Here is a 21481-nt window from a genome sequence, read left to right as displayed (position 1 = left end):
GCGGATCCTCCTGGTACATGACGACGCCGGCTAATACATGACCACGCCGGCGGTGACGTTCAGGTCCTCGCCCGTCACGGCCGCCGCGCCGGCGGAGGCGAGATAGGCACAGGCGCGGGCGACCTCCCCGGCCTCCACGAGCCGCCCGAGCGGCGATGATCCCGTGAAGGCGGCGAGCGCCTCGTCCTCGCTGATGCCGCGGGCCGCGGCCTGCGCGCGGACCACGTCCTCGATCCGCGGGCCGGCGACCGCTCCCGGGCAGACGGCGTTCACCCGGACCCCGTGCGGGCCCAGTTCCAGCGCGAGGGTGCGCACGAGGCCGATCACGCCCATCTTCGCCGCGGCGTAGGGCGTGCGCCCGTGCAGCGGGCGTTTGCCCGTCATCGAGGAGATCGCGATGAGGCAGCCCTCTCCGGCCTGGATCAACGCAGGCACGAACGCGCGGAAGGTGAGGAAAACCCCGTCGAGATCGGTGACCAGGCAGTCGCGCCATTGGGCGAGGGTCAGCTCGTGCAGCGGTGCCGTCGGGCCGGCTACTCCCGCGTTCGCGACGACGGTGTGTACCGGCCCGAGCCCGGCCGCCGCCGCGGCCATCGCCGCGACCGACTCCTCGTCGCGGACGTCGCAGGCCAGCGGCAGCGCCATGGCACCGGCCTTCTCGACGTCCACGACGGTGTTGGCGAGCGTCGCCGGGTCGCGCGCGGTGATGGCGACGTCGAAGCCGTCGGCGGCCAGGGCAGCGGCGACAGCCCGCCCGATCCCCCGGTTGGCCCCCGTGACGACGGCCACGCGAGGCGTCACAGCGCGCGACCCGGCGACGCCCGCAGAGCGGTCAGGATGCGCTCCGGGGTCATCGGCAGCTCGGTCAGGCGGACGCCCAGCGGCGCGAGCGCGTCGTTGACGGCCGCGTTGACCGCCGCCGGCGCCATCATCCGGCCGCCCTCGCCGCCGCCCTTGATGCCGTGCGGGGTGTAGGGCGACGGTGTCTCGGCGTGCCCGATCGCCAGTGCGGGCACCTCCATCGCGGTCGGGATCTGGTAGTCCAGGAAGCTGGACGAAAGCAACTGCCCGTCCGCGTCGTAGACGAACTCCTCGTGCAACGCCGTGCCGATGCCCTGCGCCGTGCCCCCGACGATGTGGCCGGCGAGCGATCGCGGATTGACGAGCGTGCCGCAGTCGTGCACGGCGGCGTAGGCGAGGAAGGTGACCGCCCCGGTCTCGACGTCCACCTCCACGACGGGAACGTGGCAGGCGTGCCCCATGAACGGGTAGAAGACGCCGAGGTCCTTGCGGTCGGACGAGGGCATCGTCGTGTACGGGTGGTCGTAGACCTTGCACTCCTCCAGCCCCGACTCCACGTCCTCGGGGAGGCTGTGCTTGAACAGGTGCAGCACCACCGCGATGTCGGCCAGGCTCTTGCGCTGCTCAGGCACCCCCTTGACCTGGAACCCGCCGTCGACCCACTTGAGGTCGTCCGGGTCGGCCTCCAGCAGGTGCGCGGCCGTGCGCAACGCCTTGGCCTTGATCTTGGCCGTGGCCCCCTCGACGGCCCCGGCGAGCATCACGGTGGTGCGCGAGCCGCCCGGGCCGGTCGCGGGGAGGCCGTTCTTGCTGCCCTGGTAGACCACCGACACAGCGTGCGGGTCGCAGTCGAACTCCTCGGCCACGAGCTGGGCGACCATGGTCTCGGGGCTGTTGCCCCAGAAGGCGCAGGAGTACAGCGTGGCGGTGATGCCGCCGGTCGCGTCGACCTTGAGCGTGACGCTCTCCGGCATGCTCGTGACCGGCGCGCCCGGCTCGTCGAACCAGAACCAGAACTCGGTCGCGGAGAACACGCTGCGCTCCTGGGCGCTGATCAGCCCGACGCCGATGTAGCGGCCCTCGTCGCGGGCCTTCGCCTGCTCGGCGCGCCACCGGTCGTAGTCCGCGAGCTTGAGCGCCTCGTCGAGCACAGCGCCGTAGTTGCCCGAGTCGTAGACGTTGCCGGTGGGGACGAAATACGGGAAGTCCGACGGCTGGATGAAGTTCCGGCGCCGGATCTGCACCGGGTCCATTCCCAGCTCGCGCGCGGCCTTGTCGACCATCTGCTCGAGCATCCAGTTGTTCACCTCGGAACCGAACCCGCGGTAGGCGCCCTGCTGGTTCTTGTTCGTCAGCACCGCCCGGACGCGATAGCGCACGCTGCCGATCTTGTACGGGCCGGTGACCTGCGCCAGCGCATTACCGTGATGGCCGACGCCGAACTGGATGTAGGCGCCGTAGTCGTCGATGGTGTCGATCTTGATGCCGCGCAGCGTGCCGTCGCGCATCACCGCGAGCTCGACCTCGTAGATCCGGTCGGAGCCGTGGTGGTCGCAGTTCGACATGTTGTCGATCCGGTCCTCCAGGTACACGACCGGCCGGCCGGCCACGCGGGAACACATCGCCGCGATCACGGCAGGCTTCGTCGCGAAGAGCTTCGAGCCGAAGCTCCCGCCCGCGGGGACGGGGCGGATGTCGAGTTTGTTCGCCGGGATCCTCAGCGTGCCGGCCACCATGAACAGGTAGCTGGTGAAGCTGAGCGAGTTGGTGTCGATCGTGACCTGGCCGGTGGCGTGGTCGAAGTCGGCGATCGCGCCGACGGTCTCCAGCGGCTGCCCGCCAGAACGGTGCCAGCGCAGCCTGTCGCGGACCACCAGGTCCGCCTCGGCGAAGTCCCGGTCGACCTCGCCGAAGTCGAACGTGCGCTCGTAGGCGCAGTTCGACCCCAACGTCTCGTGCACCAGCGCGGACCCGTCGGCCAACGCGGCCTCCGGGTCGACGACCGCCGGGAGCGGCTCGTACTCGACCTCGATGAGGCCCAGCGCGTCCTCGGCGAGGTAGCGGCTGTCGGCGACCGCGATCGCGACGCCCTCGCCGACGTAGCGCACCTTGTCCACAGCGAGGCAGCGCCACGTGTGGTTGGCGGGGTCCGGCCCGAAGTCGGGCATGGGATCGGTCAATTCGGCCGCCTGCGCGCCGGTGATCACCGCGTGCACCCCGTCGAGCGCCTCGGCCGCGGTCGTGTCGATCGCGACGATCCGCGCGTGCGCGTACGGACTGCGCAGTACCGCGGCGTGCAGCGTCCAGGGGGTGACGAGATCGGCGATGTAGCCGCCGCGCCCGCGCAGGAACTTCGGGTCCTCCACGCGACGGATGGACTTGCCGACCCAGTTCCGCTCCTCCTTGTGGGTGCGGACCGGTGGGGCTCCGGAACGGTCGCGGCCGGTCATGCCTGCGCCCCCGTCTGCTCGCCTGCGCGCATCCGCGCCGCCGCGGCCAGGACGGCCTCGGTGATGAACTGGTAGCCGGTGCAGCGGCACAGGTTGCCGGAGACGGCCTCGCGGACCTGCGCGGGCGTCGGGTCCGGGTTCCTCTCGAGCAGCTCGCTCGCGGTCAGCAACATCGCCGGGGTGCAGAAGCCGCACTGCAAGGCCTGCTTGTCCCAGAACTCGTCCTGCAGCGGGTGCAGGTCCGGGCCGTCGGCAAGACCCTCGACCGTGCCCACGTGCGCACCCTCGGCCTGCACGGCGAACGTCGTGCAGGATCGGATCGTGCGCCCGTCGAGCAGCACCGTGCAGGCCCCGCAGACGCCGTGCTCGCAGCCGATGTGCGTGCCCTTGAGGCCCAGTTCGTCCCGGAGGAAGTCGACGAGCAGCGTGCGCGGCTCCACCTCGGCGGTGTGCCTCCGGCCGTTGACCACCAGTTCGATGCGGTGCTTCTCGGTCATATCGGGGCTCACCTCTCGTCCTGAGCGCGGGACAGGCTGAGCTCGAGCGCGCGCCGGACGTGCACACGCGCGAGATCGGTACGGATCACCGCACTGGCGTGCACGTCGCCGGCCGGGGTGAGACCGGCCACGGCGGCCTCGGCGACGGCCGCGATGTCGACCGCGGCGACGGCCGCGCCGGTCAGTAGCTCCTCGGCGGCCGTCGCCCGCACCGCAGTGGGGCCGACGCCCCCGAGCGTGATCGACGCGCTGGCGACCCGGCCGTCGGCGACCTCTACGACCGCGGCGACGGCGACGATCGCGAAGTTGCCGTACCCGCGCGCGAACTCGACGAACGCGTGTCCGCCGCCGCGGCGCCGCAGCCGGACCTCCGTGAGGATCTCGTCGGGCTGGAGCGAGGTGGTGAAGGGGCCGAGGAAGAACTCGGCGGCGGGGATCCGGTGGGTCCCGCCCGGGCCGGCCGCGACCATCTGGGCGTCGAGGGCGAGCGCGACGACTGGCAGCTCGGCGGCAGGGTCGGCGTGCGCGATGTTGCCGCCGACGGTGCCGCTGTTGCGGATCGGCCGGTGCGCCACGAGCCCGATCGCCTCGGCCAGCAGCGGCGCGGCCACGGCGACCTCCGGCGAGTCCTCCACCGCGGCCTGCCGCGTCATCGCCCCCAGCACGACCGCGTCGTCCTCGACGCGGATCCCGGCCAGCTCGCCGACCCGGCGCAGGTCGACCAGGTGGCCGGGTTGGGCGAGCCGGAGGTTCATCAGCGGGACCAGGCTCTGCCCGCCGGCGAGCAGGCGGGGCTCGTCGTCGGCGTGCTCGACGAGCAGCCCGACGGCCTCGGCCACAGTGATCGGTGCGCTGTAGCGGAACGGCGGGGGCTTCACGACGACATCCCGGGCACGGAGGCCTCCTCGATGCGGCTCGGCGGCAGAACGCGATGCTTGCTTGTGACCGCCGTCACGCGCACTCACCGATCCTGGCCGGGCCGTCGCGGGGCGGCCATGTGTGCGGCCCCAGGAACTCGGGCCGTTTGCTGGCAACCACCACAGGAACTTCCCCGCCGAAGAAGCGCTCCTTAGGACTCGTCCAGCCGCACGATGTCACGCACGGTCAGCGCGAGCTGCAGTTCCAGGCGCGCGTCGATGCCGCGCAGGCTGCGACCAGTCAGCTGCTCGATGCGGCCCAGCCGGTAGCCGACCGTGTTGGGGTGCACCACAAGCTCCGCGGCAGTGGCGGACGTGGAGCACCCCGTGCGCAGCCACACGCGCAGCGTCGAGACGAGGTCGCCGCCGCGCCGCTCGTCGTGCAGCACGAGCGGGCGCAGCCCCGAGCTCGCGAAGCGCCGCAGCGCGTCCGGGGCGCCGGTCTCCAGCAGCAGCGCCGACAACCCGAGCTGTCGCGCGTCCACGAAGCCCCCCGGCCGGGCTGCGCGCCGCAGCCGGGCTGCCCCGCGGGCCACCCGGTAGGCAGGTGCGTACTCCTCAGGCGTGCGCGCCGTCGGACCCGCGACGAGTGTGACCGGACAACTGGGCCCCGCCAGCTGCGCGACCTGAGCCCGCACCCGGCGCAGGACGTCCACTGGCTCCGGCTCGTCCGGTACGAGCAAGACGTAGCCGTCCTCGTGGGCGCCGACCAGCGGAGTGGCGTCCGGACCCGCCGCCGCCCTGGCCACTTCGGCAACCCGCACACCCGCCGGAAGTTGCCCGTCGACCGCCAGCACCGCGACCGTCCGCGGCACCGCCAGGTCGTGGCCGAGCGCCGCGGCCCGGTCCAGCAGCGACTGCGGGTGCAGCGGCCCCTCCTGGCGCAGGAGGTCGGCGACCAAGTCCCCGGAGAGCCGCCCTTCCACGGCCACGAGGTGGCGTGCCTTCAGCAACTCCAGCGCGACCACGAGCGCGAACCGCTCGATCACGCGCAGCTGCACGGGCGCCGGGACGGCGGGCGGCGCGGTGACCCAGAGGCGTCCCACCAGCTCGTGGCCGAGCACGACCGGGGCGACCCAGGCCTTCTCCCGGCGCGCGTCGTTCGGGGCGCCCGGCAGCACCGGGCCCGCAGGCGCCACAACCGGGATCCGCACGACCTCGTAGCGGCGGGCCAGGTCCTCCAGCGCCTGCCGGGCGGGTGCGCGCCGCCGCGCCGCCGCGTCCGGCGGGGGCCGGTAGCCCTCGTCCGGGGCCCGGGCCAGCAGCCTGCCGTCGGCGTCCTCGACCGTCACCGATGCGCCGAGCGTCCGCGCGAGCGCGGCGACGAGGCCCGCGAGCCCCACCTCGTCGAGCACCAGCTGCATCAGCTCGCGGTGCCGTTGTTCGGCCCATTCCAGCTCGGCCCGTCCGCGGCGCAGCTCGTCGTTGGTGCGGGAGAGCTCCCCGATCACCTCCTGCTGACCGGCGCGCAGCCGCGAGGTCTCCAGCGCCAGCGCGGCCTGCCCGGCGAGTAGCTCGACCAGCTCGATCTCCGCCGGCGCGAAGTCGCGGGCGGTGACCGAGTACCCGACGAGCACACCCGTCGCCGCCGCCGGGCCGCCGTCGTCCTCCGCTGCCGGGAGCGGCACCGCCACCAGACCGCGGTAACCCTGCGCCGAGGCGAGGTCGGGCAGCCTGCCGTAGTCCGTGGCCACCCGGACATCCGGCACGGCCACCGTGCGGCCTTCCCGGAAGGCCCGGGCGGCGGGGGTGTCGAGCGGCGGCCCCGACGGGTGCACGAGGAGCGAGCCGCCGTCGCCGAGCAGGGCGATGTAGTCCGGGGTCAGGCCGCGCCATCCTTCGACGTGCAGGTGCTCCCCGGTGGCGTCGGCCAGCATCACGGCGCAGAACTCGAAGCCGATCAGGTCGCAGGCCAGCTCCGCGACCCTGGCCAGCACCGCGTCGAGCGACTCGGCGGCGTTCACGGCACGGGCGATCTCGCTGACGGCGGACATCCACGACCGCAGCGATGCCGGCACCCCGGGCGCCACCATCCCTGCACTGTCGCGGGCAGGTCCCGCGGTCGCAAGACCCCGCGCCGAGCTCAGGAATCCCGCATGTCGGCGGAGTCACCGGGGCGGCGTAGCCCGAAGGCGACGGACGGGTCTCCGGGCACCCAGTCCCCGCGGAACTGCACGCCGTCGCCCAGCTCACGCGTGCGCTCCAGCAGCGCCCGGCCGAGCTGCAGCTGTGCCGGTTCCCACGCACGCAGGGCGGCCCTGACGTCGCCCTCGCACTGGGTGAGGGCGGCTGCCAGCGACCACACGTCGTCCGCGCCCTTCGCCGTCGCGGCCCCGGCGTGCGGGCGCACGGAGAAGGCGGCGTCGCCCACCAGACAGACCCGGCCGAACGCCATGCGCGGCACTCCCACGTCCACCATCACCTGGAGGAACGGTTCGGCGACGCGCCGGGCGACCTCCGCGAGCGGCCGCGGAAGCACGGCCGCGGCGGTGGCCCGCAGCTCGGCCACCTGCTCGTCGCGCACCGACCCGGGCGGCAGCGACACGTCCCGGCGCGTCCCCCACCGGTCGGTCAGCAGGTCGGCGAGCGGCCGGCCCGCCGCCACGTTGCGGTACCAGACCAGGTTCATCAGCCGCCTGCCCGGCTCCGCCTTGCCGTCGTAGTTCGGGATCGGGTAGGTGAGTGCGAGCATCCCCGGCCCCAGGTGGTAGGTCAGGGCGTCGTCGAGCGCAGCCGCCGTCCCCGGCTCCAGCTCGCGCTCGTCGACGAGACCTCGCCAGGCGACGTAGCCGGCGTAGAGCTGCTGCACGTCGGGAAGCACGGTCCGCCGCACGAAGGACGACACACCATCGGCGGCCACGACCAGGTCGCACCGGGCCGTGTTGCCGTCGCTGAACGCCAGCTCGACGCCATCCGCGTCCTGTGCCAGCCCCGTCACGTCGTGCCCGATGTGGTAGCGCTCGCGACCGAAGGCCCGCAGGAGAGGGCCGTAGAGCGCGTTGTAGCTCGTGAACCGATACCGGCGGACGGACTCGTCCAGCACGGTGCCGTCGGCCGCGAGGTAGCGGTGGAACGTCGCCGACGTGCTCACGGTGCGCAGGTCGAGCAGCGTGTTCTCGCGCAGGTACCGGACGGTCACCGGATGGAGCACGATGCCTCCGCCGCGGCCGTCGAGCGGCGCGGCCGAGCGCTCGTGCACGTCGACCTGGCAGCCGAGGTCCCGCAGGACGAGCGCAGCCGTCAGGCCGGTGAGCGAGCCGCCGACGACGGCGACCCGCGGCAGGCAGGCAACACACCCCGACCAGGACATCCTCGTCATGCTCCAGGTGAGGACCCGCTCACCGGTGGGCGCGCCATTCGGTGAACACGACGATCACCGGAAGCGTGAGCCCGAAGTAGACGAAGATGATGTGCCAGCCCAGCGACACCGCCATCTGCATTCGGGCGGGCAGGAGGTTTTCGGCCGCATCGGCGAGCACGAGCTCGATCTGATCCACATCGGCCTCCGAATCCCTGCCGGGGCGCGTCATGATGCCGGGAGTTCTCCGAGGAAGGCAGCGTATCCCGCGCTGAATCGGCCCTTTGCCACCATCGTGGGGGCCGGCCCGAGCGCCTTTTACCCGCTGCCCCCACCGGGCTAGATGCTGTGTGTCTCCACCGGATGGCGTATCGCGCCCGGGACGTTCGAATCGGCGCCCCGGACCGCCGACCTGCGGATGCCGTCCGCGAGCCGCCCGTGCACCGGGCGCTACGTGGCACCCGCCTCGCGGGCCCCGGTGCGAGGGACGCGGTCGGGCCGCTCGATATGCCGATGGCGGCTCGCGGTCCGAACGCCCCTGGTCACCGGCGCGTTTCCGGTCTAGCCTCGAAGGCCGGGAGGCGCCTGGGGTCCCTGATCGATATCGGGATCTTCAAACCGAATAGCCGAGTACTTCGGCCAGGCGGGCTTCGTTGCCGTCCGCCATTTCCACCTGATTTGCGCCTACGCCGGATTGTGCATCCGCGCTGAGGAGGGACGGCCAGTGGGAGTGCGGCAGTGGATCGAGAGTTGGCCGGCGGTACGGCAGGTCACAGGAGCGGACCGGACCGCGCGCGGCGATGCTGCCCGGTCCTCGCGCAGCGACCATCTCCGACCTCGGACCGCGGAGGCCGACCGCGTCGTCCAGTCGGTCTGCCCGTACTGCGCGGTGGGCTGCGGGCAGCGGGTCTTCGTGAAGGACGAGCAGGTCATCCAAATCGAGGGTGATCCGGACTCGCCGATCTCGCGGGGGAAGCTCTGCCCGAAAGGCGGCGCCAGCCTCCAGCTCGTGACGCTCCCCCAACGCGTCACCACGGTCCGCTACCGGCGCCCCGGCGGTACCGAATGGGAGGACCTCGACCTCGACACGGCGATGCACATGATCGCCGACCGCGTGCTCGACACCCGGCACCGGACGTGGGAGGACACCGACGCGGACGGGCACCCGCTGCGCCGCACGATGGGCATCGCCCACCTCGGCGGGGCCACACTGGACGACGAGGAGAACTACCTGATCAAAAAGCTGTACACGGCGCTCGGCGCGATACAGGTGGAGAACCAGGCCCGCCTTTGACACTCCTCCACGGTCCCCGGTCTGGGGGTCTCGTTCGGTCGCGGCGGCGCCACGTCGTTCATGCAGGACCTCTCGAAGAGCGACTGCATCGTGATCCAGGGGTCGAACTTCGCCGAGTGCCATCCCGTCGGCTACCAGTTCGTGACGGACGCCAAGCTGCGCGGGGCGAAGGTCATCCACATCGACCCGCGATTCACGCGCACCAGCGCCGTCGCCGACCTGCACGTCCCGATCCGGGCGGGCACGGATATCGCGCTACTGGGCGGGTTGATCAACTACGTGCTGAGCGAGGGGAAGGAGTTCCGCGAGTACGTCGTCGCGTACACCAACGCCCCGGCGATCATCAACGAGGACTTCCGCGACACCGAGGACCTGGACGGGCTCTTCAGCGGCTGGGACCCGGAACAGGCCTGCTACGACGTCTCCACCTGGGCGTACGAGAACGCCGACGCGCCGAGCAGATCGGTCCAGCAGCAAGGCGGTCACCAGCACAAGCTGTTCGCGGGCGGCGACAAGTACGGGAGCCGCGGCGTTGCCGTGAGCAAGAAGCCGCCGCGCGACGAGACGCTGCAGCACCCGCGCTGCGTGTTCCAGATCCTCAAGCGCCACTACGCCCGCTACACGCCGGAGTTCGTCGAGGAGGTCTGCGGCATCCCGCAGGACTCGTTCCGCGCGGTGGCTGAGGCGATCACCGAGAACGGCGGGCGTGAGCGCACCACGAACTGGTCCTATGCCGTGGGCTGGACCCAGCACAGCGTCGGGGTGCAGTACATCCGGGCCGCGTCGATCCTGCAGTCACTGCTGGGCAACATGGGCCGTCCCGGCGGCGGGATCCTCGCGCTGCGCGGCCACGCCAGCATCCAGGGCTCCACCGACATCCCCACGCTGTTCAACATCCTTCCCGGCTACCTGCCGATGCCGGCGGGATCCATCGGCGATTCCCTGGCGAGCTACGTCGCCCCCGACGTCGGAGTCGCCGGCTACTGGGGCGACATGTCCCACTACATCGTGAGCCTGCTCAAGGCCTGGTTCGGGGACGCCGCCACCGCGGAGAACGACTTCGGGTTCGACTGGCTGCCACGCCTTACCGGCGACCACAACAACTACCGGACCGTGCTCGAGATGGTCGACGGGAAGGTGCCCGGCTACATCGTCGCCGGGGAGAACCCGGCCGTCGGCAGCGCCAACGCCAGAATGCAGCGGCTGGGCCTGGCCAAGACGGAATGGCTGGTCGTGCGCGACTTCGTCGCCGTCGAGACCGCGACGTTCTGGAAGAACTCCCCGGAGATCGAGTCCGGGGAGCTGCGTACCGAGGACATCGGCACCGAGGTGTTCCTCATGCCGGCGGCCAACCACGTGGAGAAGGAAGGCACGTTCACGAACACCCAGCGGCTGTTGCAGTGGCGGCACAAGGCCGTCGAGCCGCCGGACGACGCCCGCAGCGAGCTGTGGTTCTTCTACCACCTCGGGCGGATCATCAAGGAGAAGCTGGCCGATTCCGACGATCCCAAGGACGCCCCGATCCAGGCCCTGACCTGGGATTACCCCGTGCACGGCCCCATGGCCGACCCGAGTGCCGAGGCCGTGCTGCAGGAGATCAACGGCTACGGCCCCGCCGGCGAGCTGCTCGACGCCTACACCCAGCTCCGCGACGACGGCTCCACGCGCTGCGGCTGCTGGATCTACACCGGGGTGTACGCCGACGGCGTGAACCAGGCCGCGCGGCGCAAGCCGGCCCGCGAGCAGGACTGGGTGGCGGCGGAGTGGGGCTGGGCGTGGCCCGCGAACCGGCGCCAGCTGTACAACCGCGCTTCGGCCGACCCGGCAGGGAAGCCGTGGAGCGAGCAGAAGGCTCTGGTCTGGTGGGACGGGGAGAAATGGACGGGCCACGACGTGCCGGACTTCCCCGTCCGGACGCCGCCGGACTACGTCCCGCCGCCCGGCGCCACGGCCGTGGCCGCGCTGGCAGGCGACGATCCGTTCATCATGCAGACGGACGGCAAGGCGTGGCTCTTCGCGCCCGCGGGGCTGGTCGACGGACCGATGCCCACGCACTACGAGCCGGCTGAGACGCCATACGTCAACATGCTGCACCCCGCGCAGCCGCGCAATCCGGCGGCGATGCTGTACGACCAGCCGGGCAACCGCCACCACCCGGTGGGGTCCGAGGTCTTCCCGTACGTGCTCACCACCTACCGCCTCACCGAGCATCAGACCGCGGGTGGCATGAGCCGCCACCTTCCCTACCTCGCCGAGCTGCAGCCCGAGGCGTTCTGCGAGATCTCGCCCGAGCTGGCCCAGGAGCGGGGGATCGCCCACCTCGGGTGGGCGACCGTCGTCACGGCTCGCAACGCGATCGAGCTGAGGGTGCTCGTGACGAGGCGGATGACACCGCTGCGCATCGAGGGCCGCGCGACCCACCAGATCGGCATCCCGTGGCACTTCGGCCACAACGGCCTCGCGACGGGCGACAGCGCCAACGACCTGCTGTCGATTACGCTCGATCCCAACGTCCACATCCAGGAGTCCAAGGTGCTGACCTGTGATATCCGCCCGGGACGGCGCCCGCACGGACCTGAGCTGCTGGCATTCGTCGACGACTACCGGCGAAGGGCGGGACTCGCATGAGTGATTACCCCGGCAGCCCGGTCGAGCGGGCCGGCAGCAGGCCGGCAGGCGGTACCACCGACCCGACGGCCGCGTTCGGCAGCAACGTCGGTACCGCCTACACCACACCGATGACGGGGCAGACCGAGCGGGCGTCCTATCTGGGCATGCCCGGCGAGCGGCCGCCGCGGCTGGGCTTCTTCACCGACACCTCGGTCTGTATCGGGTGCAAGGCCTGCGAGGTGGCGTGCAAGGAGTGGAACGCCGTCCCGCCCGACGTCGACCCGACGGGCGACACGCCGTCGGACCTCGAGGGGCTGCGGGACATGGACCTGCTCGGCATGTCCTACGACAACACCGGCGCGCTTGGAGCCTCCACCTGGCGGCACGTGGCGTTCATCGAGAGCCACCGCGACCATGCCCACGCCGGGGAGTCCCCATCCCAGCCAGGGGACGACGTCCGGTGGCTCATGTCCTCGGACGTGTGCAAGCACTGCACGCACGCGGCCTGCCTGGACGTCTGCCCGACCGGGGCGCTGATCCGCACCGAGTTCGACACCGTCTTCGTGCAGCCCGACGTCTGCAACGGCTGTGGGTACTGCGTGTCGGCCTGCCCGTACGGGGTGATCGACGTCCGGCCCGGCGACGGGCGGGCCTTCAAGTGCACGCTCTGCTACGACCGCACCAGGGACGGGCTGACGCCGGCATGCGCTCAGGCGTGCCCGACCGAGTCGATCCAGTTCGGCCCGCTGGACGAGCTGCGGGAACGGGCCGACCGGCGGCTGGAGCAGCTGCACGCCGGCGGGGTGGCCGAAGCGCGGCTCTACGGCCGCGACCCCGACGACGGCGTCGGTGGTGACGGGGCGTTCTTCCTGCTGCTCGACGAGCCCGAGGTCTACGGGCTGCCGCCGGACCCGGTGGTGACCACGCGGGACCTCCCGCAGATGTGGAAGCGGGCCGCGCTCGCCGCGGTCGGCCTGACGGCCGCGATCGTGGGCTCGTTCTTCGGTGGGCAGTCCCGGTCGAAGGAGGCGCGCTGATGCCAGGAGGCGGCGACAACCCGGTCGATGTGCTGGGCGACGGCCACGCGGGTCGGCGGGAGCGGCGGGGTCACCAGCGCGTCAAGGGCTCGATGGTGCCGGAGGCGGAGTTCGCCTCCTACTACGGGCGGCCGATCCTCAAGAAGCCGACGTGGAAGAACCCCGACGTGCCGCTGTACCTGTGGGGCGGCGGTATGGCGGGGACGTCCGCGGTGGCCGCGGCGCTCGGCGACGTGACCGGCAGGCCGATGCTGCGGCGCGGGGGCAGGCTCGTCGCCATCGGCGGCGCGGTGGCGGGCACGGTGGCCCTCATCCACGACCTCGGCCGCCCCACCCGCTTCGTCAACATGCTGCGGGTGATCAAGCCGACCTCGCCGCTGTCGATCGGCTCGTGGATCCTCAGCCCGTTCGCCGGGCTGGCCGCGGCCTCCGCAGCTTCGGAGCTCACCGGCATCGCCCCGCGGCTGGGGCGGCTGGCCGGCTTCGGTGCCGCGCTCCTCGGCCCGCCCCTGGCCAGCTACACGGGGGTCCTGCTGGCTGACACCGCCGTACCGGCCTGGCACGAGGCCCGCAACGAGCTGCCGCTGCTGTTCGCGGCCAGCGGCGCGGCCGCCGGCGCGGGGGCGCAGCTGGTCGTCACCGGGCTCACCCGCGCCGAACGGCGGGAGCGCATGCCGATGGTGCGACTCGCCGTTGCCGGGGCCGCAGCCGAGATCGCCGTGGGTGAGGTGCTGGAGCGGCGGCTCGAGCGCCTTCCGGGCGACATCGCGGGGGCGTACCGCACAGGGAAGGCGGGGCGATGGAACCGGGCCGCCCGGATTCTCACGGCCGCCGGCGGGCTGGGGGCCCTTCTCGCTGGGCCGGCCGACCGGCGCGGCCGGATCGCCGTTGTCGCCTCCGGTGTCGCCCTCGCTGCGGGCTCGATGGCCACCCGGTTCGGCGCGTTCGAGGCGGGCGTGGCGTCGGCCGCGGACCCGCAGCACGTGGTCGTCCCGCAGCGGGCCCGGCTCACCGCGCAGGACGGGCCGTCGCGATCCGAGGGCTCGTGGCTCGCCGATGCGACATCCCCGGTCCCGCACAACTGAACCGCGGTCGGCACGCTGGCCCGGCGGGCCGACCGCGGACCACACGGGCTATCGCGCCGGGGGCTCGTTCGCGGGCTGCGGGGTGACGGGCTGCGCGGCGGGGCGATTCTGACCATCGGTGTCCTGCTCGCCAAGAAGGAAGGCCGAGATGACGGGCTGCGCGGGGGCGGGCTCCTGCTTCAGGACTATCCAGGCGACCACGATCACGAACGCGATCACGACAACCGGCACGAGCGGGGCGTAGGGGTGCGCGTGGCTGAGCATCCAGTCTGCGACGAGGGCACCGACGACCATGCTCACGAGGACCCCGGCCATGCGGCGCGCCGCGGGCCCCGTGTGCGTCCAGGGAGCGAGACCGCTCGCGAAGCTGATGAAGGTGGCGGTCGCCGCCGTGGTGGAGATGGCCGGCACGTGGAGCGACCGGATGGTGTTCATCTGCAGACCCATCCCGAACGCGTTCAGGCCGAGCATGATGTAGGTCACCACGTTGGACGGCGAGGTCGTCACCCACACGGCGAAGAAGGCCACCTGGATGAGGAGCACAACCCCGAGCGCGACGGACACGCGGCGCGGCCACACCAGGAAGACATTGTCATCGTCCACCTCCTCGTCGCCGTCGAACGCCTTCAGGATCTGCACCGCGAGCACGGCACCCGCCGCGAACGTGACGAGAGAGACGACCACGGAGATCGGGTCCGGTCCGGCGGGCGGGCGAGTGCCGGCGGCGCCGACTCCGAGGAACACGATGTTCCCGGTCTGGAATGCCGTGAAGACCTTCCCGAACGAGAGGAAACAGATCGCCTCGTACATTCCGGACGAGAACGCCAGCAGCACGAGTAGTCGGTCGCGAACGGCCAGGAGCGCAGGTGTCGCGTGCGTGGCAGCCGGGTCCACGGTGCGCACCATATTTACTCTGTCTGGCATTTGCTCCTCCTGATGCATCTCGATCCACCAGGGGGATACGTACCGGTTCGTTCGCGCTCGGATACCGCCGGCGGACCAGCCATGACCCATCACCTCGTCGGAGGTCGCTGGTGAAGTCGTTACGTTCAGCGTGCGCCGATTTGGCTGTGCGTTCAATAGCTGCTGGCGAACAGCTAGTAGTGCGGGGTTATGATTACCCTCACCCGGCCAGACATTTTACCGGTTGGCCGGGTACGCCATCCAGATGGCCCGCCGTGCGCTTTGTCGCATTGCAGCCAGGCGGGCCACCGGTCAACCGGAAGCGAAGATGGCTGCTGGCCTTGATGGCGCAGGTCAGAGTTGGCCCGACACAGAACACACACCAGGCGAGTCGCCGCGACCGGCAGGCCGGCTGCTGCCCGGTCCCGGAGGGGAGGCGCACGAGAATTCGGTCTCCGGTCCGCTCCGGGCCACCGCCCGTCGGCTGGGCTGCGCGCGGGCCGTTGGCCCGAGATCGCCGCTGCGGCGTATCTTGTATGCGGTCCCCTCGCGGATCTCAGTGGCCGGTGAGCGCACACCTGACACGGCCGTGAGCCTGGGCGCTGCTCGGCGCGGTGGGGCCGACCATGATCTCAAAGAGGAGTTCCTGTGCAGTTCCGTCAGCTGGAGTACTTCGTGGCGGTGGCAAGGGAGAGACACTTCGCGCGCGCGGCGGAAGCCTGCTACGTGTCGCAGCCCGCGCTCTCCGCCTCGATCGCCAAGCTCGAGCGGGAACTGAACGTCACATTGATCAACCGTGGGCACAACTTCGAGGGCCTCACCCCGGCAGGCGAACGGCTCGTCGTGTGGGCCAAGCGGATCCTCGCCGAGCAGGACGCGTTCAAGGCCGAGGTGGCCGCCGTGCAGTCCGGTATCACCGGCACGCTGCGTCTCGGCACGGAACCGACGGCGTCGACGATCCTGGCGCTTCCCGTGGCCGCGTTCTGCGCGGCCCACCCGCTGGCCAAGGTGCAGGTGGCCTCGCGGTCGTCGGCCACGGAGCTGCACCGCCAGCTGCGCGAGTTCGAACTGGACGCTGCGATCGCTCATTTCGCCCCGGCGGACCGGGAGAGCTTGCAGGTGGTGCCGCTGTACGAGGAGCGGTACATGGTGCTGGCGTCCGGCGACCAGCTGATGCCCCACGGTGACACCATGACGTGGAACGAGGCGGCCCACCTGCCGCTCGCGCTGCTGACCCCGGACATGAGGATCCGCCAGGTCATCGACAAGGCGTTCGCGGACAACGGGGTGGTGGTGACCCCGCAGATGGAGACGGACTCGGTCGCGTCCCTGTACGCGCTCGTGGGCCTCGGATCGTGGGCGAGCATCGTGCCGCACACGTGGTTGCGCGCGATGCCGGTGATCGGCAAGACGCGCGCCGTCGCCTTGGTCGACCCGATCGTGCGGACGCAGGTCTCGGTGGCGACCCACGCGGCCACCCCTGGCTCCGTGGCGGCCAGGGCCTTCGTGGCGGCGGCAAAGAGCCTGCCGCTGGCAGAGGCCTTCGACCAGCCGATGCCGACCGAGCACCACGTCCGGTGAACCGGGACCCGTCGCGTGGCGGACCGGCGCGGTCAGCGTGCGTACAGGGCTTCCACCGCTCGCCGGTCGAGCGCGCCCTTGGCGGTGTGCGGCAGCGAAGCGACGACGTCGAGCCGGTCGGGCACCTCGAAGGCGGACAGCCTGCTCCGGGAGTACTCCAGGATCTGCTCGGACCCGACGCTCTCGCCGTCGCCCAGCACCACGGCGGCGCCGACTCGTTGCCCGTAGGTCGGGTCGGGGATGGCGAACACGGCTGCCTCAGCGACACCGGGGCACCCGGCGATGATGTCCTCGACGTGCTCGGGCGAGATCTTCTCGCCTCCGCGGTTGATGAGGCTCTTGATGCGCCCGGTGAGGAACAGGTACCCGTCGTCGTCCAGCGAGCCCAGGTCGCCCGTGCGGAACCACCCGTCGGCGAAGCTGCGCTCCGTCTCGGCCGGGTCGCCGAGGTAGCCGCGGGTGACGATCGGACCGCGCACCCACACCTCGCCCGCAGAGCCGACCGGGCAGGTGTGCCCGTTCTGGTCGACGACACGAACGTCCACCGCGGTCGGCCGGCCGACCGACCCGTGCTTCAGCGGCCCGTGCTGCGGCAGTGGTTCACTGGCGGCCTGGTGCGCGGACTCCGTCATCCCGTACGCGCACAGCAGCGGCGCGCCGAGCGTGCGCTCGAGCGCCCGTTGCGTGGCGGCGTTGAGGGGAGCACTGCAGCTTCGCATGAACCTCAAGGGCACGACCTGGGGCCCCGGGTACTCGCTCGCCGACCGTTCCAGGAGGATCTCGTGGATGGTCGGGACAGCGGTGAACCACGTGGCGGACACGGCCCGCACGTCGTCCCAGAACGTGTGCGCCGAGAACCGTCCCCGCTCCGGCAGCAGCACGGATCCGCCGCTGGCCAGGGAGGCCAGGAGTGCGGCGAACAGGCCGTGACCGTGGAAGAGCGGCATCGCCGCGACCGTCGCGTCGTCCGGTCCCAGTTCGTAGCCGGCGCAGATGCTCTGCACGGAGGCGGCCACGTTGGCGTGCGTCAGCGGGACCATCTTGGCCCGGTCGGTGGTGCCCGCGGTGAACAGGACGAGGGCGTCCTCGCTCGTGAGGTCATGTGCCGCGCCCCGCGTGTGTCGCAGCGGAGGTGTGCCGGTCTCGAGCGTGGCCGTTGCCGTGCCGGCGCGGGTGACGTCCACGCGCAGGCTCCAGGTCGGGACGTTCACCTGCGCGATCGGTGTGGTGCCTGCCGCGAGCGGGCCGAGGAGCACGGCTTTCGCCCCCAGCGCTTCGAGCCGGGCGCGCATCTGTGGCTCGGGCAGCGCGGGGTCCATCGGAGCGACCACCAGCCCGGCCCGTGCCGCACCGAGGAGCGCGACGACGAACTCGGCGGTGTTGGCGGAGACGAGGGCGACCGGGTCTCGGCGGCGCAGCCCCGTGCTGCGGAGCCGGGCGGCCACGTCATCGACGACGGCGGCGAGGGCGCCGTAGGACAGGGTCATCCGGTCCCCGGTGACGACGAGCGCTCTGGCCCCGGGACGTTCGCGCACCTGCCCGTCGAGGAGATCGGCGAGCCCCGTGATCGCCGGGGACGGGTGCCGATTCGCGTCGCGCACGGACTCCGCGGTCGGAACGGTCATGACCAACACCTCCTCGCCGTGCTCTGACAATTGCTCAGCTGACACTCTGCGCCAATTCCGTGGCTCCGTCTAATACGCGCTGCCGAACATTCGATAGCGGGCATCTATTAACGCGGCCGTGGGGCCGTGGGACGGGCCTGACAGGCGTTGATAGACACTGCTTATCAGCTGGTCATCGGAAGGTCTTGAACGCAACGATGCGCACTGCGGACAATGGTCAAGAGAAAGCCAACAGGCATAAAACCGGGCAGGACCACACAGCAGGGACCTTGAGACGATGACCATCGCTTCCACAGGGGAAACCACGGCGTCCGCCGCCGATACTACGGCCGAACTCACCGACGGCTACCACTTGGTCGTCGACGCGCTCAAGCTGAACGACGTCGAGACGATCTACGGTCTGGTCGGTATCCCGATCACCGACCTTGCCCGCCTCGCGCAGGCCCGGGGCATCCGCTACATCGGCTTCCGCCACGAGAGCAACGCGGGACACGCCGCGGCAGCGGCCGGGTACCTCACGAAGAAGCCCGGCGTGTGTCTGACGGTGTCCGCCCCGGGCTTCCTCAACGGGCTGGTCGCGCTGGCCAACGCCACCACGAACTGCTTCCCGATGGTGCAGATCTCCGGCTCCAGCGAGCGCCACATCGTCGACCTCCAGCAGGGCGACTACGAGGAGATGGACCAGCTCGCCGCCGCGAAGCCGTTCGTCAAGGCCGCGTACCGCGTGAGCCGGGTGGAGGACATCGGCCGTGGTATCGCCCGCGCGCTGCGCACCGCGATCTCCGGCCGTCCGGGCGGTGTCTACCTCGACATCCCGGCCGCGGTGCTCGGCTCCATCATGGACGCCGAGGAGGGCGCCAAGACTCTGAGCCGGCTCGTCGACCCGGCGCCGCGCCAGCTGCCGGCGCCCGAGGCGGTGGACCGCGCGATCGACCTCCTCGCGGGTGCCGAGCGGCCGCTGGTGGTGCTCGGCAAGGGCGCCGCGTACGCGCAGGCCGACGACCGGATCCGCGAGTTCATCGAGACCACCGGCATCCCGTATGTGCCGATGTCGATGGCGAAGGGCCTGCTGCCCGACGACCACCCCCAGTCGGCGGCCACCGCCCGTTCGCTCGCGCTGAAGAAGGCCGACGTCGTGATGCTCGTCGGCGCCCGCCTCAACTGGCTGCTCAACCACGGCGAGGCTCCGCAGTGGAACCCCGACGCGAAGTTCATCCAGGTGGACATCGAGCCGAAGGAGATGGACAGCAACCAGCCCATCGCCGCACCGCTCGTCGGAGACATCGATTCGGTGCTCGAGGTGCTCGCCGAGCGCACCAAGCCCGGCCAGATCGCCGTCCCCGCCACCTGGCGCGAGGAGCTGGCTGCCCGCTCGGCGCAGAACGTCGCCAAGATGGCGGAGCGCCTCAAGGCCAACCCGCACCCGATGCAGTTCATGGGTGCCCTGAAGGCCGTCCGTGACGTCGTGCACGAGCGCCCCGAGACCTACATCGTCAACGAGGGTGCCAACGCGCTCGACATCGCGCGCAACGTGATCGACATGCAGGTGCCGCGCCACCGCCTCGACAGCGGTACGTGGGGCGTCATGGGCATCGGCATGGGCTACGCGATCGCCGCCGCCGTCGAGACGGGCGACCCGGTCGTGGCGATCGAGGGCGACAGCGCCTTCGGGTTCAGCGGCATGGAGCTGGAGACGATCTGCCGCTACAAACTGCCCGTCATCACCGTCATCATGAACAACGGTGGTGTCTACCGCGGCGACGACGTCAACCCCCTCGACGACGCCCCGTCGCCGACGACGCTGATGCTCGAGGCGCGCCACGACCAGATGATCGAGGCGTTCGGTGGCAAGGGCTACCGTGCTACGACGCCCGCGGAGGTCAGCGCCGCCCTCACCGAGGCGCTCGCCTCGGGCGGCCCGGCCCTCATCGACTGTGTGATCGACCCGTCGGCCGGCACCGAGAGCGGGCACATCGCCCACCTCAACCCGAAGGGCATCACCGTCGGCAACATCACAGTGAAGTAGTCAGCGCCTCGCGCTCGAACACCCACCGCGAACGACAGTTCAAGAGAAGGAATCCGTAATGAGTGAAAAGCCGCTCGCCGGAATCAAGGTGATTGACTTCACCGGGGTCCAGGCCGGTCCCGCATGCACGCAGATGCTCGCCTGGTTCGGCGCCGACGTCATCAAGGTGGAGCGCCCCAACGGCGGCGACGTGACGCGAGGTCAGCTCCGCGACATCCCCGACCTCGACGCGCTCTACTTCACCATGCTCAACAGCAACAAGCGCTCCCTGGCCATCAACACCAAGACCGCCGAGGGCAAGGAGGTCATGGAGAAGCTGATCCGCGAGGCCGACATCCTCGTGGAGAACTTCGCGCCGGGCGCGATGGACCGCATGGGCCTCGGGTGGGACCACATCCACGAGCTCAACCCGCGCCTGATCTTCGGTTCGGTCAAGGGCTTCAACGACGACTCGTCGTGGAACGACCTGAAGGTGTACGAGAACGTCGCTCAGGCCGCCGGCGGCGCCGCGTCGACCACGGGCTTCTGGGACGGACCGCCCACCATCAGCGGCTCGGCCCTCGGCGACAGCAACACCGGCATGCACCTGCTGATCGGCCTCCTCACCGCGATCATTCAGCGCAACGCGACCGGACTGGGCCAGAAGGTGTCGGTGTCGATGCAGGACGCCGTGCTCAACCTGACCCGGGTGAAGCTGCGTGACCAGCAGCGCCTGGAGAAGATCGGCTACCTGGAGGAGTACCCGCAGTACCCGAACGGCGAGTTCGGCGACGCGGTGCCGCGTGGCGGCAACGCCGGCGGCGGTGGCCAGCCGGGCTGGATCCTGAAGTGCAAGGGCTGGGAGACCGACCCGAACGCCTACATCTACTTCACGATCCAGGAGCAGAACTGGAAGCGCACCGCCGAGGCCATCGGCCGGCCGGAGTGGGTCGAGGACCCGGAGTACACCACCGCCCGGGCGCGCCAGTCGCACATCTTCGAGATCTTCGCCGAGATCGAGAAGTGGCTGGCCGACAAGACCAAGTACGAGGCGGTCGACATCCTGCGCAAGTGGGAGGTGCCCTGCGCGCCGGTGCTCAGCATGAAGGAGCTCGCTGCGGACCCCGACATGCGCAAGAGCGGCACCATCGTCGAGGTCGAGCAGAAGGAGCGCGGCACGTTCCTGACCGTGGGCAGCCCCATCAAGTTCTCCTCCTTCAAGCCGGAGATCATCGGTGCGCCGCTGCTCGGCGAGCACACCGACGAGGTCCTCGCCGACCTCGGCTACGACGCGGACGACATCCGCAAGCTGCACGAGGGCCAGGTCGTCGCCTGACCTGATCGCTCCCGAAGCCCTGCGCGCGAACCCTGCGCGCAG

The 21481-nt window shown here is 71.0% G+C and carries 15 protein-coding genes; 6 read left to right on the top strand and 9 right to left on the bottom strand.

The window, feature by feature from the left end:
* Positions 1 to 30 precede the first annotated feature (30 nt).
* From ABD143_RS13560 to ABD143_RS13530, 7 genes are all read right to left on the bottom strand, one after another.
* Positions 31 to 801 carry an SDR family NAD(P)-dependent oxidoreductase gene (locus ABD143_RS13560; RefSeq protein ID WP_343976590.1) on the bottom strand — a complete coding sequence of 257 codons (771 nt, stop codon included), beginning with the start codon at positions 799 to 801 and terminating at the stop codon, positions 31 to 33.
* Entirely contained in the window at positions 798 to 3251 is a 2454-nt protein-coding gene (locus ABD143_RS13555) for a xanthine dehydrogenase family protein molybdopterin-binding subunit (protein ID WP_343976587.1), read from the bottom strand. The genes ABD143_RS13560 and ABD143_RS13555 overlap by 4 nt, the downstream gene beginning before the upstream one ends.
* A complete protein-coding gene (locus ABD143_RS13550; RefSeq protein ID WP_343976585.1) occupies positions 3248 to 3748 on the bottom strand; it encodes a (2Fe-2S)-binding protein in 501 nt (166 codons plus the stop codon). Before ABD143_RS13550 ends, ABD143_RS13555 begins: the two co-directional genes overlap by 4 nt.
* A gap of 8 nt (positions 3749 to 3756) precedes the next feature.
* Entirely contained in the window at positions 3757 to 4626 is an 870-nt protein-coding gene (locus ABD143_RS13545; RefSeq protein WP_343976582.1) for an FAD binding domain-containing protein, read from the bottom strand.
* Between the two features lie 191 nt (positions 4627 to 4817).
* A complete protein-coding gene (locus ABD143_RS13540; protein ID WP_343976579.1) occupies positions 4818 to 6698 on the bottom strand; it encodes a helix-turn-helix domain-containing protein in 1881 nt (626 codons plus the stop codon).
* 50 nt (positions 6699 to 6748) lie between these two features.
* Entirely contained in the window at positions 6749 to 7975 is a 1227-nt protein-coding gene (locus tag ABD143_RS13535; protein WP_343976576.1) for an FAD binding domain-containing protein, read from the bottom strand.
* Between the two features lie 28 nt (positions 7976 to 8003).
* Positions 8004 to 8195, bottom strand: a complete 192-nt coding sequence (locus ABD143_RS13530) for a hypothetical protein (protein ID WP_343976573.1) — start codon at positions 8193 to 8195, stop codon at positions 8004 to 8006.
* A gap of 492 nt (positions 8196 to 8687) precedes the next feature.
* Between ABD143_RS13530 and fdh the strand changes: the two genes are divergently transcribed.
* From fdh to nrfD, 3 genes are all read left to right on the top strand, one after another.
* Positions 8688 to 11885 (top strand): formate dehydrogenase, encoded by a 3198-nt coding sequence (fdh, locus tag ABD143_RS13525; RefSeq protein WP_343976570.1) that lies wholly within the window; start codon positions 8688 to 8690, stop codon positions 11883 to 11885.
* A gap of 110 nt (positions 11886 to 11995) precedes the next feature.
* Positions 11996 to 12904 carry a 4Fe-4S dicluster domain-containing protein gene (locus ABD143_RS13520; RefSeq protein ID WP_343977413.1) on the top strand — a complete coding sequence of 303 codons (909 nt, stop codon included), beginning with the start codon at positions 11996 to 11998 and terminating at the stop codon, positions 12902 to 12904.
* The gene (nrfD, locus tag ABD143_RS13515) at positions 12904 to 13989 is read left to right on the top strand and encodes an NrfD/PsrC family molybdoenzyme membrane anchor subunit (protein WP_343976567.1); all 1086 of its coding nucleotides are present in this window, start codon (positions 12904 to 12906) and stop codon (positions 13987 to 13989) included. The genes ABD143_RS13520 and nrfD overlap by 1 nt, the downstream gene beginning before the upstream one ends.
* 48 nt (positions 13990 to 14037) lie before the next feature.
* On the opposite strand, the gene ABD143_RS13510 is transcribed toward nrfD, so the two are convergent.
* A complete protein-coding gene (locus tag ABD143_RS13510) occupies positions 14038 to 14883 on the bottom strand; it encodes a YoaK family protein (protein WP_343976564.1) in 846 nt (281 codons plus the stop codon).
* A 657-nt stretch (positions 14884 to 15540) separates the two neighbouring features.
* Between ABD143_RS13510 and ABD143_RS13505 the strand changes: the two genes are divergently transcribed.
* Positions 15541 to 16473 (top strand): LysR family transcriptional regulator, encoded by a 933-nt coding sequence (locus tag ABD143_RS13505; protein ID WP_343976561.1) that lies wholly within the window; start codon positions 15541 to 15543, stop codon positions 16471 to 16473.
* Between the two features lie 32 nt (positions 16474 to 16505).
* Here ABD143_RS13505 and ABD143_RS13500 read toward each other — a convergent pair whose 3' ends face one another.
* The gene (locus ABD143_RS13500; RefSeq protein WP_343976558.1) at positions 16506 to 18098 is read right to left on the bottom strand and encodes a FadD7 family fatty acid--CoA ligase; all 1593 of its coding nucleotides are present in this window, start codon (positions 18096 to 18098) and stop codon (positions 16506 to 16508) included.
* Positions 18099 to 18375: 277 nt separating this feature from the next.
* Here ABD143_RS13500 and oxc point away from each other — a divergent pair, with 277 nt between their 5' ends.
* Positions 18376 to 20124: an oxalyl-CoA decarboxylase gene (oxc, locus tag ABD143_RS13495; protein ID WP_343976555.1), complete on the top strand. Its 1749-nt coding sequence runs from the start codon at positions 18376 to 18378 to the stop codon at positions 20122 to 20124.
* Positions 20125 to 20182: 58 nt separating this feature from the next.
* Positions 20183 to 21439, top strand: a complete 1257-nt coding sequence (gene frc / locus ABD143_RS13490) for a formyl-CoA transferase (RefSeq protein WP_343976552.1) — start codon at positions 20183 to 20185, stop codon at positions 21437 to 21439.
* Positions 21440 to 21481 lie beyond the last annotated feature (42 nt).

It is taken from the genome of Pseudonocardia aurantiaca (genome assembly GCF_039526725.1).
Taxonomy (GTDB): Bacteria; Actinomycetota; Actinomycetes; order Mycobacteriales; family Pseudonocardiaceae; genus Pseudonocardia; species Pseudonocardia aurantiaca.
This window is presented reverse-complemented; position numbering and strand designations above follow the sequence as displayed.

Excerpts from the sequence above, each read along its gene's own strand:
- ABD143_RS13555 (WP_343976587.1), bottom strand. The coding sequence starts at position 3,251 with ATGACCGGCCGCGACCGTTCCGGAGCCCCACCGGTCCGCACCCACAAG.
- ABD143_RS13550 (WP_343976585.1), bottom strand. The coding sequence starts at position 3,748 with ATGACCGAGAAGCACCGCATCGAACTGGTGGTCAACGGCCGGAGGCAC.
- ABD143_RS13540 (WP_343976579.1), bottom strand. The coding sequence starts at position 6,698 with ATGGTGGCGCCCGGGGTGCCGGCATCGCTGCGGTCGTGGATGTCCGCC.
- ABD143_RS13535 (WP_343976576.1), bottom strand. The coding sequence starts at position 7,975 with ATGTCCTGGTCGGGGTGTGTTGCCTGCCTGCCGCGGGTCGCCGTCGTC.
- ABD143_RS13530 (WP_343976573.1), bottom strand. The coding sequence starts at position 8,195 with ATGACGCGCCCCGGCAGGGATTCGGAGGCCGATGTGGATCAGATCGAG.
- ABD143_RS13520 (WP_343977413.1), top strand. The coding sequence starts at position 11,996 with ATGACGGGGCAGACCGAGCGGGCGTCCTATCTGGGCATGCCCGGCGAG.
- nrfD (WP_343976567.1), top strand. The coding sequence starts at position 12,904 with ATGCCAGGAGGCGGCGACAACCCGGTCGATGTGCTGGGCGACGGCCAC.
- ABD143_RS13500 (WP_343976558.1), bottom strand. The coding sequence starts at position 18,098 with ATGACCGTTCCGACCGCGGAGTCCGTGCGCGACGCGAATCGGCACCCG.
- oxc (WP_343976555.1), top strand. The coding sequence starts at position 18,376 with ATGACCATCGCTTCCACAGGGGAAACCACGGCGTCCGCCGCCGATACT.
- frc (WP_343976552.1), top strand. The coding sequence starts at position 20,183 with ATGAGTGAAAAGCCGCTCGCCGGAATCAAGGTGATTGACTTCACCGGG.